Raw genomic sequence first — 12068 nt, 5'->3', positions numbered from 1 at the left:
ATTGCGGCGGTCAGAGTGGTCTTGCCGTGGTCAACGTGGCCGATGGTGCCGATGTTGCAGTGCGGCTTGCTTCTGTCAAAATGTTCTTTTGCCATGATTCTATCTCCAATTAGTGAGAGCCCAGATCGGGAGTCGGACCCGAGACCTCTTCCTTACCAAGGAAGTGCTCTACCACTGAGCTACCTGGGCTTAATCGCCTGCTGAAGCACTCTCTGCTTCAGCAGGCGTTTTATCGTGGGCCGTCGTGGTTTCGAACCACGGTAGGCGTAAGCCAACGGATTTACAGTCCGTCCCCTTTAACCACTCGGGCAACGACCCATTATGTCGAGCCAAAGATAGGAATCGAACCTACGACCGGCTGATTACAAATCAGCTGCTCTACCAGCTGAGCTACTTTGGCGTATCCTATTTTCATTACTGTAGATAGGAGTGAGCCAAATTTAATAAGATTTCCCCCGTCTTGTCAACGAAAAACCGCATTTTTTTCAAAAAAAAATCAAATTTTTCAAATTTTATGTACACACAATGCACAAAAGAGTGTTTATAGATTGTTGATAAAGTTCAAAACTCCTAAAAAAGGCCCTCTCCCTACCGGAGAAGGCCTCAATACTAATAAAACTTCCCTATCTGGTATTACTCGAAATCCTCGAACCACATTTCCTCAAGAGTGAGGTTTCCACTCAAGAGGGCCGGGCACATGCCGTCCCTATAGAAAGAAACAATCGATTCCAGCGGAGCACCTTCCGTAAGCTCCGTCGAGGTAATCGTCGCACCGTCGCAAACGACATTCACCGATTCCGCATCAGACTTGTAAGCATCGCATACAGCCTGCAAGGTCGCCGCGTCAACACCGGTATAGGATTCCGTGATAGTGATGTAATCGCCCCTGTACTCGCCCACGACAGTCACCGTCCTACTCGGGAAGACGACTTTCTGGGTCACGATATTTCCCGCGACATCGACATCGCAAGAAACCGCCCGCTCCGCGGAAACATCCCCCGGGGTTGCACTAAACTTATCAGCCACTTTCTGCATTTCTTCGCGGAAATCATCGCAGCTTTTCTTCAGACCCTCGACTATTTCCTGAATCAACTCATCATCCAGAGGACGCGCAGCGTCTTTCGAAATACTGCGATCCACACTGACGCGGTCTTCGGAACACACGACATAGTCGGCACCGAACCTGTCCTTCATACATTCGCACGCATCGTCAACCACCATCAAGTATCCCCCCGACATACGCTCGTCTACCAAGACACGATAAGACCCGTCTGCATTCCAGGTTCCCGATTCTTCCACTCTAATCGTCGAGCCGAACGCTTCCGCGCTGGCAATCTTAGTCACCGACGAGGACGTCGCATAGACATCGCAACGCCCCGTCACGTTCCCTTGTTTTATAGGGGCGCTGTACTTTGTTGCACCATACGGGGAACCGCCGTCCGACGAGGTCGAAGAATCGCAAGCGACGAGAGCCCCTGCAACAGCAAACGCAGACACATACTTGAGGGTATTTTTCATTTGTTCTCCTTTTTCTGGCAATTTGTATGAATAATGTAATAAACAGAATCAAAAAAACAAGGTTCGCATCGAGTTTTCACCCCTTTTTTATATATTTAGGCCATGGAAATTTGCACATTCAAGCACACCGCGCGGATTGACGTCCGCTACGCAGAAACCGACCAGATGGGAATCGTCCACCACGCCGTTTATCCCGTATGGTTTGAACAGGCCCGCACCGAGTTTTTTCGCGCCGTAGGCGCAGGTTACGCCGAAATGGAAGCCGAGGGCTTTGCCGCTCCAGTTCTGGAACTCTCCGTGCGCTACAGACAACCTACCCACTACGGGGAATTCGTGGATATCGAGACGACCATGGTCCGCGAAGGGAGCCTCAAGTTCCGCTTTGAATACAAGGCTTACGTGAACGGGACGCTCTGCACCACGGGATCATCGCTGCACTGCATGACCAAGGGCGGCCGTCCCACCCGCGAACTACCGAGTGGATTTAGCAAACTTGAATTTGTGACCGAATAACAAAAAGGAATGAGAACAAATGAAATTCACCAAGCTCGCATTGCTTACTTTACCGTTTGCCTTTTGGGCATGTGACGGATCCTCTTCGGGAACAGGTTCCCTAGGCGCGTCCTCCACTATGGGCGGCTACTACGGGGAATTGGTTCACGAACGTAGCGCTACCTTAGATGACTTTTTAAATAAGGAATGCAAAGTCTACGCGACCGATTCTAAAGTCGTTTTTGTGGGCACAGCCAGCGCCGAAGGAATGGACCCCTACATCAGCTTTTCCGAAATTGACATTTCAGGAAAAATGAAACTCAGGGACGAGTTTCACACAACAGAACCCTTATTTGAAGAAGTGATACAGGGGCAATGCGCCGTAATAAAGCAGTCTTACTCCAGCCTCGATAATCCTCACGTCTCGTGCTCGGACACAGCGATAATCGCCACCGCCGAAAGCAACGTCAAGAGGACCCTTGACGAAATCAAGACCTACGTGAACAACGTATGCGACAACTACATCAAGCAGGTAGAAAGCGGCTCCTACGAAAAAGCCCAGTCCTGCACAGTCGACTACGCAGGGAACATTGCCTACCTAAGTGCTCTTTACGCAAGCAAGGCGGCCACCGTCAAGGCGACCTACCTTGAGGGCGGAATGGTCCTTTGGGAAGAAACCTATGTAGGAGTCGACTCAGACTTGTTCCTTCAGGCATGCGAAAGCCATCGCGGCAAGGAAGGCATCTCCAATGTCAGCTGCGAAGGAAATACGCTTACGTATACAGAAACCGGGATAGACGTAACCTTCGAAAAATTCATCTCGGCATTGAATTTCAGCTGCTTCGTGGTCCGTCACGGACTGATTCCTTTAGAGAACATGATGTTCGAAGAATAAGTCAAGCGACTCACCTTGACAGAATAAGCCTCGACCCATAAGGTCGGGGTTTTCGTTTATGCATTTTTCCGTAAAAATCGTCACAGGTGCAATATATTTTTTTGCTATAAAAGTATTTTGTTGTTCGATTTGTATAAAATAAGATATATTTGGATTGTTGCCCTTGAGGTAAAGGAGTGATTATGAAACAGACAAAATTTATTCTTCCCGCCGTTGTGCTTTCTGCAGCGGGTTTCGCCATGGCTGCGGGCAGTCTCTGGAATATGGATGTCGATGCTTACCAGGTCCAGATGCCGGATGATCCCATTACCTGCAACAAGACTACTGACGACTACACTGCAGCTTGCTACAGTAACAACGCCGGTTGGTGGTATGCCTATTCCAGCGGCAACGAGAACGAGGTGGTATCGTTTGATCCCATTACGAAAAACGATGACGGAACCTACAAGTTGATTATGGCCGATGACGACGGCGACATTATTCCCGACGGAAACCTTGTTAAAGATGTCGGCCTTGTTGTGACCATGTCTGCTGCAGGCGGAACTCTTTCTGCCCCTGCAATTGCCGGTATTGGTTTTGACTGGAAGAAACTCAAAACCGAAATCGATATTTCTGTAAGCCACGACGGTTACTGTATTCTTTACCAGTGGACCAGTCCTACGCCTCTCCAGATGGAACTTTCCTGGGACGAAGATGCCAACGGTTACGATACCTGGTATGCAGAGCTCCCTATGGGATATAAATCCCTTGACTTTGCTTGGTCCGACTTCAAACAGAACGGCTGGGACAAGAAACCGATTACCATCGCCATGGAAAAGTCCGTCGGTTTGAAGATTCGCCTGAGGAATTCGAGTACCACAGAAGTCAAGGGAACCTTCACCCTGGTTGAGCTCGGTTGGAAAGACGAATGTTCTATAATCAGTACTGATTATTTAAAAACAGCAAGGGCAAATTCCGCCAAGGCGACCCTTACGAACCGTACGCTTTCTTTCAGCGGCATCCGTGGTGATTCCAGCGTAGAAATCGTAAACCTCCAGGGTCAAGTCATGCTGAAAGGTTCGACCGCATCGGCAATGGACCTTTCCCGCCTCGATGCGGGCGTGTACATGGTGCGCATTGCAGGCTCCATGAATCTTGCGCAGAAGATTCTGCTTAAGTAACTACTTTTTAAATTTCAAATGAAAAGGCGCCGGATTTTCCGGTGCTTTTTTTGATAGACTTGACAAACTCCCTAATTTTAGTGTATATTTGTGCAGTGCAGGATTAGGCCAGGCCTCCCCTGCGAAGGAATTCACACGTTTTAGTATATTTGAATTATGGACCAGCCGCTCGCCGAAAGATTACGCCCCAGGAACCTCGATGAGTTTTTAGGCCAGAACAAGATTCTGGGCGAGCAGAGCCTGTTGCGCAAGAGTCTTGAAAACGACAGCGTGCCGAGCATGATTTTCTGGGGCCCGCCGGGCTGCGGAAAGACGAGCCTCGCCCACGTGATCCGCCAGCATACCAAGAAGGCGTTTGTGGCACTTTCGGCGGTGGCCAGCGGCGTGAAAGAAGTCAAGGAAGTCTTGGCGGATGCCCGCAAGATGAAGGCGATGTTCAAGGACACAATCCTCTTTATCGACGAAATCCACCGGTTCAACAAGGGGCAGCAGGATGCGCTGTTGGGTGCCGTCGAGGACGGCACGGTGACGCTCATAGGCGCCACCACCGAGAACCCGGGGTTCGAGGTCAACAGCGCCTTGCTTAGCCGCTGCCAGCTGATTTTATTTGCGCCCTTGAGCAAAGAAGATTTGCGCACGCTGATTTTTAGCGCACTCCGCGACCATCCGCGTGGGCTTCAACTGAAGGACGTGGAAGTCGAAGAAGCCGTTGTAGACAAGTTAATCGCACAGTCCGATGGAGACGCAAGATTCCTGCTGAATCAAATCGAATGGATCGGCAAGAATCTTGGCGACAAGAAAGTCATCGACGAAAAGCTCCTCGAAGAGTTCCAGTACAAAAAGCCCCTGCGTTACGACAAGGGCGGCGAAGAGCATTACAATTTAATTTCTGCCTTGCATAAGTCCGTTCGCGGCTCGGATCCCGACGCGGCTCTTTACTGGCTGCACCGTATGCTGCAAGGTGGAGAAGACCCGCGATTCATTCTGCGCAGACTCATGCGCATGAGCATGGAAGACATCGGCCTTGCCGACCCGAACGCATTGCTACTTGCCACGAGTGCACGCGAAGCCTACGACTTCATGGGAATCCCCGAAGGACTCATCGCCCTCGACGAGCTCGCCATTTACCTTTCGCTTGCTCCCAAGAGCAACAGCGTGGAACTGGCGGGAATGAAAGCCGACCAAATCGTGAAGCAGACAGGCACGCTCCCTGTACCTCGCGCCTTCCGCAATTCCGTCACGAAGGTCGGCGAAAAGTTGGGCTACGGAATCGACTACCAGTACGATCACGACAGCCCCGGCGCTTACTCCGCCCAGGAACATTTGCCCAAGCAGCTCGAAGGCGTCGAAATTTATGCGCCCAAGCCCTACGGCAAGGAAAAACAACTCGGCGAAAGACTCGCGCAATTAAAACAGATTAAGCGGGAAAAGAATCAGAAGTAACATGCCGACGCTGGTCCTGAAACAAGTTCAGGGAAACCAGCAGTATGAAACGCTGCGCTTAGTCGCGATGATTGCGTTCGTAGATCTGGTCGATCGCGGCCCCGATGGGACTGTGCTGCACCTTGTCGATTGCCTTCAGGCTCTTTTCCTCGGCACCATCCAAAAAGTTCATTACCTTGTTGAAGATGCGGTCGCAGCCCGCCTCCCACGAGGGCGTGATGTTTTCGATGTAGTTGACGGCACTCTCCAGCATGTCGCCCACCTTCTTGTGAAATCTTTCGGTCGCATCAGGGAAAATGTCATGGGCGATGTCATAGATGTCGTCGAGGATGCTTGACGATTCTTCGGTTTCAAATTCGATTTCTTCTTTCTTAGCCATAACGGCCTCCTTTGTTTTTTGAATAAATCTAGCCTCGGGCGGGGCTTGCTCAAACAGACATTATTTTTTTGTTCTACAGGCAGGAACTTTTACGAGAATGGACTTTGGCGAAAACGACCGAAATTCGCAATTTTTTTTATAAAGCGGCCCATTTTCTGGAACTTTCGTTTTTAGGGCGCTGGGGTTCCTCTTTGGCGTTTTGAAATGTATCTTTATGACATGATTAATGTATCGCAGAAAATAAAAGTCGCCGTATCGCACCTGCTGCGTTCGCAAATGGAACTCGACGCCGAAGATTACGGACTCAAGAGCCTGAGCGACCTGTGCAACAGGATACTCGCCCGCTATGCGGAATTTGCGCCGCCCGACCCGACCAAAATCGGCGCCGACGATACTTTGTACAAAAACGTGCCGCCGCTGCAGTTCTCGCTGAACCAGGCAGGCGAAAGCTTTGCGAACTTCGCGAATTCATTTAACAAGAACGCGGGCACCAAAATCGCGACCCTCTGCCGCTACTATTTCGAATGCTACGTGAACATGCCCCGCGGCAAGCGCGAATGCTTCATTTTTCGCAACGAACTGGACAAGTTGACCGCCGCCGCGGAGTCCCGCACCAATGTTTCACTCACCTACCGCGGAGAACGAAAGTGCGTTTCGCCCTGCTTCTTGGCGTTCTCGCCGTCGCAGGTGCGGGCATACGTGGTGGTGTGCGACGACAAAGTAGACTGCACCGCTGCCGGTGCGCGATTCCATTCACTGCGGCTCTGCCACATCCGGGGAGTCGCTCCCGATACCGCAAGCAAGGCGTTCCACTGCGAAAACTTTGAACTCTCGCACCAGGCGGAAATGTTCCGCGAACACTTCGACCCGTTTTTGTGTTACGGACAAAGTGTCAAAGTAAAACTCACCGAAGAAGGCGCCAAACGCTACAACAAGCTCACCACCAACCGCCCGAAAGTGATCGCCAAAGTTGGCGAAAGCGGATCAGCGCAAGCTGCCGCAACCGCCGAGGTAAACAGCGCCGGCACCTACACCTTCGAATGCTCCGAGAAACTCGCAAAGGTGTATTTTCCGCAATTCCTAAGCGACGCCGATGTCCTCGCCCCGCGTGAACTGCGCCTCTGGTTCAAAGAAGAGTTCGAGAAGGCTGCGGGGGTGTATAAGGGCATTTAACATTTTGTATACTACAAAATGTTAAATGGATTTCGTTATTCCGCATCCTTAATCAGACGGACAGACGCATAAGCCGGATAATCCTCGTCATCGATTTCGTCACAGCCGTCTTCGAAACGCACACACGTATAGAATTTTTCGCGACCAATCGCATGGCTTATCGGGTCAACCGTTTTTTCGACACACCAAAAATAAGCCGAAAAATCAATTAAATCAAAATCTCCGTTTTCACAACGCATTCCACCTGCGACCATAGAAAAGCCGTACTTGTCAGAGCTTGACTCGATCCATTCCTCCGAGGCAATAACGCTCAAAACGTCCTTGCAACGGGAATCCTTCTTTGCAAAGCGGACCATCGTCTCCCATTCCTTTTTGCTCGGCAAGTGCCAACCCTCGGGAACCGCTTCCTTCAAGCCTTTTTCGCTATATAGATAACCGTATTTGTCAAAATACTGGTAATCCTCATCGTAGGCGACGCAGTCGTCTGAATCCAGCTCGAATTTCAGATTCTCGGCCAACCAGACCTGGTTGCCGATTTTGCAGGTCTTGTATTCGGTACCGTCGCGCGTGTCAACGAATGTACCCATTTCGGCGGCGGTTCTCTTTGCAGTCTTTTCCCCCTCGGCCTGGGGCTGGGCGGTTTTCTTGGCCATAACCATAATGGACATAAGCTTTCCTTTTTAAGTGATTTACCTTTTGCTATAAGGCAAATCTAGGTAAAAAGGGATGCTTCAGGAACGATTTTTAAATTAAGCCATTTTTCTGGAACTTTTGAGGATATGTAAAAGTTCCAGTTTAGAACGGATTCTTAAAACATCAGTCGAATATAATTTTGGGCAATATCGTAGAATTGCTTAAAAAACTCTCTAAGTCCAATTGAACCTCGTTATGGTTCAACCATTTTAAACCATCTTTATACCCAAGATCAATTAACTCATTCACAAACGATTGTTCAAATTTTATCGTTCCATCTATAAAATCGCCCAAATGTTTAGATGGAACAATTTTAGCAGTATGGAAACCTTTTTTTGTCTTTTGAATGCAATCATTATTGTTTTTAAATTCTAATTCCAGCGTAATGATTAGATCAAGCGGCAACCTTTGCAGAGGAGCTTTAGGGGCATTGTCATATTCATCGCTTTCATAGTCAAACAAAAAATTTAGAACTCCGCCACCACCATCATTATATTCTTTCCCCCGAATATTTACAGAAGAATATATTACGGGAATAGCCGCGGATGCCAATAAAATATCTGTTATTTCTTTTGGCGACCAATCATCTTTGGAATTAATCGCGAAATATTCAGGGCAAGATTTTTCAATGGAATGTGCACAAACAAAAATAGGAAGCCAAAGATTTCGCCTATTTAAGTTCAGATGGTGTTCTATCAATTCTTGTAACCCATCCTGCAAACAAAATCCATCTTCTTTTGAAGATATTCCTAACAATTCCATAATTGTAGTTGCAGAAAAATTGTAACATGTCCAAAAAGCTGTTGGCAGGCCCTTCATAATAATGTTAAAAAGATCGGGGTGCAAAAGTCTCCAGGAGTCTATTTCATTCCAAGCACATGTCGCTTTTTTTATATCTCCTTGAGCATATAGACAAGCGTTTAGTGCACCAACAGAAGTGCCTGATACAACTTTCGCTCTATACCCTTTTTCCTCAAATGCCTTCCATACACCTAATTGCCAAGCGCCCTTTGCACCACCACCTGAAAAAACAAATCCGAAATTATTCAGCATCATCTTTTTCCGGCTCCTGCACAACTAAACGAATTTCTACTCGGCGGTTTTCCGCAGCTTCAGGATTTTTTTTTATCTTTAACTTATCGGAAGCATAACCGACTACAGCAATTCTCTGGGCAATCTCTTTATCATTGTCTACAGCATTCAAAATGGCCTTGCGCGCTTCTCTGGCTCGACCAGCAGAAAGGCTATAATTGTCATCAAAAAGGGCGCATTTTGCTTTAATGTCCGTAGATATATTTTTTACAGGCAAAATGTCCGTATGTCCTTCTATATACACTCGAATATTCGGGTATTCTTTCATCTTCTTTGATAAGATTGGTGCAATTTTTTGCGTGAGTATTGAATCCATTTTTTCACTCAAACATGCACTTCCGCGCTCAAACGCAGCATCTTTTAAAGTAAGGCCTCTATCAGTCACTTCAACATTTTGTGTACCTTTATCCAAACTATCACTAATTTCTTTTATCGCATAGAAGATACCTTTTTTTTGGTTTAATTCTGCCTGTGCAGACATTACCATCGTCCGAACAACCATAACAACCAGCATCAACATGATTACTGCAGAAACTCCAGCCATCAAGTCGGAGATAGAAACGAATGGATTTGGTTTTTCACGCATAAAACTTTTTATTTACCAGCCTTTTCGTGTCCTAGAGCTATAGATTGCGTTGATTTATTTCTTGAATCAGTTGATTGCATTGCATTTTTCAAGGAAACATCAATATATTCATTTATTTTATTCAAAGGTATTTGATCAATGACGTCTTTCAGCATAATATTGGAAGAGGCAATGCTAACCAAACGATCACAAATTTCTTCTCTTATCTTGGCCATTTCATCCTTTGATGTTTTTGCTTGACGACCTATATCTTTTGTCATTCTCGAAATGTCCATCATAATATCGCCCAATTCTGTCCTGAAAGTACTTAATGTTGAGTTTAAAGAGTTTTGTCCATCTTCTGTTTTCTTTGACATTTTCTCAACTGCGTTTCGGATGTCAACACCAGCACGTTCCATTATTTGGCCACTAGCATTTATGCTATTTACAAATTTAGTCTGAATATTGTCTAAAGTTGTTTGAACTGCCGGTGTGAAATTTTCAACGGATTTTTTCAATGATGAAGATGCCTCGCTCATTTCCTTGGCAGAATCTGCAACAGAGTTAAATGAGCTAATCATTGTCTGGTTCAATTCCTTTAATGCATCAGCGGTTTCTGCAGTATCATCCGCAACAGCCTTTAAACTCCTTTTAGCCGATTCAAAGCCTTTAGATATAGTTTCTTTCATAGATTCTCCCAGACTTTTATTAATCGTCAACAAAGAATCGTTAATATGACGCATCCCTTCATTCAACACATTTATCAGCACTTCTTTCAAGTCATTTCCCAAACTTTTGGACACATTATTCAATGCACCAATTATGGGTTCGGTTTCATCCATTTTTTTCTTTGCAAGCAACGCATTACATTTTTCTATGCAAAATTTTAACCTTTTCCCATCTGTGCCAAATTTGCTGTGCCATGCAGAGAATAGGAAAAAGAAGATTATTCCATATATGGAGGACTTAAATAATGCACCCATCTTGTCAAGCATTTCCGTCATACCAGCCAATATCGGCTTCATTTGCCCTATCATATCCGCATTTGGCTGCAATGACAAAGCCGGACTGTTGAGAATGCCCGCCGCCTCATTCAAAGAGAGCCCAATACCTAAAAATGTACCTAGTAAGCCAATAATCAAAAGCATACTAGGTAATGCATTTGCAAATTTTTCTATTGGTGTAGCGATAGCTTCTGACAACTCAAAAACAGAGCCATGTTCCACATTCAAATCATCCATTGTGGTATCTTGCGTCTTGCCAATCCAATTAAATTCCCATGATTCTATAAATTTCAAGCATTTCTTTCTTGCCTTGAAATGAATGATTAGCATAGTTCCGAAAGACAATACTACAATTACACGCAAAAAATCTTTTCAATACCATTTTGAGGGATGAGAAATTCAATACACTCGTTCATTATGCAACCCCGACAACGACATTTACAATTTCTTCAGCTCGTTTTGCAGCAGCTATTTTGAAAATATTTGAGAAATCTTGAATCAACATCCTTTCTTCGGTAGAGAGATCCTCCCAATTTTTTCCACCTTCCATACACTGCAGAATCGCATTAGCAACATTTTCAATCTGGTTCTTTATAGCTTCAACAAGCCTATTCAAGTCTACACGCCCTTCAAGTGCAGAACGTAGGGCATCATCACCTTCGTAAACCAAAAGCATTCCTTCAGCAGCTTCAATATAACATTGCCTATGATTAATGGATTTTTTCAACAATTCCCGTTCGTTTGCAAGAGCTTCTAGCTTCTCAACCAATTCCTTATAACGCGCTTCCTTCTTTTCATCCATCCTACCAAATTTACGATATTCCTCTAAAGTTTCCTTGTCTATTTCTATATCGCATATCGTATCAGATATTTCTTCTTCTTTCTTTCTATCCAACTCCAAGTCTGCAGCCCATTGCTTTACCATTTCATCAAACACAATCGCAAGAATTGGCTTTCCAAACATAGATTCAACTATATCGCCAAATTTATTCGCTTCAGTTTCAGAAACTTCCCGTCCAACAATCAAATTCTCTGTAAATTTTAACACAAACGCATCTTCGCTTGTAAAATCCGAGGCTTTCAATTCATGAGCGTTCCATTTTTTCTGCATTTGTTCTAGTATCCTACTTGCCGCACGAAGTTGCAAATAACTATCCATATAGCTAACATCATTTTCCTTTATCTTTTCAGCAACCTTAGACACTAATATCTTGTGGTGTAGAAGAATCTTGCAAACGAGAAGTTCTTCTCTCTGTCGATTCGTCATTTCTTCTCGTTCTGCCTCCTCTACTTTTTTTCTAGCAGCCTCGGCTTCCTTGATCTCAGCCCAATCCTTCAGTTTTTCACCGATGCGACCAACTATAGGCAACCATTTTTCTGCCAACGATCCGACAGCTCTTAAAAGAGGAGATTTATCTAATGCTAAAAGGCCCTGTGCCGCAGAAGCCAAATAAGGACCTATTCCAGGTATTTCAGCTAACTTACTGCCAAATTCTTCCAACCAGGGCTTTATTCTAGGCCAAACCTCCTTTACTGTTTTAATAACCTTTTCCCCTACTTCAGCGACTTTAGTTAAGACGGTTCCAACAACTTTAACCGCCTTGACAGCAAAAGTTTTTACGCCATTCCATATGTTTCCGAAGAATCCCATTAT

General features: G+C 45.9%; 13 protein-coding genes and 3 tRNA genes. 5 read left to right on the top strand and 11 right to left on the bottom strand.

What is annotated here, in order from left to right:
- The 5 genes from BUA93_RS14805 to BUA93_RS14785 all read right to left on the bottom strand — a co-directional run.
- Positions 1-95: GTP-binding protein (locus BUA93_RS14805; RefSeq protein ID WP_139258098.1), on the bottom strand; the 95-nt coding region annotated here is incomplete at its 3' end.
- 22 nt (positions 96-117) lie between these two features.
- Positions 118-189: transfer RNA gene (locus BUA93_RS14800), tRNA-Thr, on the bottom strand.
- Positions 190-235: 46 nt separating this feature from the next.
- Positions 236-318, bottom strand: a tRNA-Tyr gene (locus BUA93_RS14795).
- A gap of 9 nt (positions 319-327) precedes the next feature.
- Positions 328-400 (bottom strand) — tRNA-Thr (locus BUA93_RS14790).
- 233 nt (positions 401-633) lie between these two features.
- Entirely contained in the window at positions 634-1518 is an 885-nt protein-coding gene (locus tag BUA93_RS14785; RefSeq protein ID WP_072980713.1) for a hypothetical protein, read from the bottom strand.
- A gap of 102 nt (positions 1519-1620) precedes the next feature.
- Here BUA93_RS14785 and BUA93_RS14780 point away from each other — a divergent pair, with 102 nt between their 5' ends.
- From BUA93_RS14780 to BUA93_RS14765, 4 genes are all read left to right on the top strand, one after another.
- Positions 1621-2031 (top strand): acyl-CoA thioesterase, encoded by a 411-nt coding sequence (locus BUA93_RS14780; protein WP_072980711.1) that lies wholly within the window; start codon positions 1621-1623, stop codon positions 2029-2031.
- A 19-nt stretch (positions 2032-2050) separates the two neighbouring features.
- A complete protein-coding gene (locus BUA93_RS14775) occupies positions 2051-2905 on the top strand; it encodes a hypothetical protein (RefSeq protein WP_139258117.1) in 855 nt (284 codons plus the stop codon).
- Positions 2906-3087: 182 nt separating this feature from the next.
- Complete coding sequence (locus tag BUA93_RS14770; protein ID WP_072980707.1) at positions 3088-4065, top strand: T9SS type A sorting domain-containing protein; 978 nt, start codon at positions 3088-3090, stop codon at positions 4063-4065.
- A 156-nt stretch (positions 4066-4221) separates the two neighbouring features.
- Positions 4222-5508: a replication-associated recombination protein A gene (locus BUA93_RS14765; protein ID WP_072980705.1), complete on the top strand. Its 1287-nt coding sequence runs from the start codon at positions 4222-4224 to the stop codon at positions 5506-5508.
- Between the two features lie 58 nt (positions 5509-5566).
- On the opposite strand, the gene BUA93_RS14760 is transcribed toward BUA93_RS14765, so the two are convergent.
- Positions 5567-5887, bottom strand: a complete 321-nt coding sequence (locus tag BUA93_RS14760) for a hypothetical protein (RefSeq protein WP_072980703.1) — start codon at positions 5885-5887, stop codon at positions 5567-5569.
- A 219-nt stretch (positions 5888-6106) separates the two neighbouring features.
- Between BUA93_RS14760 and BUA93_RS14755 the strand changes: the two genes are divergently transcribed.
- Positions 6107-7060 carry a WYL domain-containing protein gene (locus BUA93_RS14755; protein WP_072980702.1) on the top strand — a complete coding sequence of 318 codons (954 nt, stop codon included), beginning with the start codon at positions 6107-6109 and terminating at the stop codon, positions 7058-7060.
- Between the two features lie 35 nt (positions 7061-7095).
- Here the strand turns inward: BUA93_RS14755 and BUA93_RS14750 are convergent, their stop codons facing one another.
- From BUA93_RS14750 to BUA93_RS14730, 5 genes are all read right to left on the bottom strand, one after another.
- The gene (locus BUA93_RS14750) at positions 7096-7728 is read right to left on the bottom strand and encodes an FISUMP domain-containing protein (protein ID WP_072980700.1); all 633 of its coding nucleotides are present in this window, start codon (positions 7726-7728) and stop codon (positions 7096-7098) included.
- Positions 7729-7876: 148 nt separating this feature from the next.
- A complete protein-coding gene (locus BUA93_RS14745) occupies positions 7877-8809 on the bottom strand; it encodes a patatin-like phospholipase family protein (protein WP_072980698.1) in 933 nt (310 codons plus the stop codon).
- Complete coding sequence (locus BUA93_RS14740; RefSeq protein WP_072980696.1) at positions 8796-9431, bottom strand: OmpA/MotB family protein; 636 nt, start codon at positions 9429-9431, stop codon at positions 8796-8798. The genes BUA93_RS14745 and BUA93_RS14740 overlap by 14 nt, the downstream gene beginning before the upstream one ends.
- Positions 9432-9439: 8 nt before the next feature.
- Positions 9440-10777: a hypothetical protein gene (locus BUA93_RS14735; RefSeq protein WP_139258116.1), complete on the bottom strand. Its 1338-nt coding sequence runs from the start codon at positions 10775-10777 to the stop codon at positions 9440-9442.
- Between the two features lie 52 nt (positions 10778-10829).
- The gene (locus BUA93_RS14730; RefSeq protein ID WP_072980692.1) at positions 10830-12065 is read right to left on the bottom strand and encodes an AAA family ATPase; all 1236 of its coding nucleotides are present in this window, start codon (positions 12063-12065) and stop codon (positions 10830-10832) included.
- Positions 12066-12068 lie beyond the last annotated feature (3 nt).

The organism is Fibrobacter sp. UWH4, from assembly GCF_900142475.1.
Lineage (GTDB): Bacteria > Fibrobacterota > Fibrobacteria > Fibrobacterales > Fibrobacteraceae > Fibrobacter.
The sequence above is the reverse complement of the archived record's forward strand: the minus strand, read 5'-3'. Positions and strand labels throughout refer to the sequence as shown.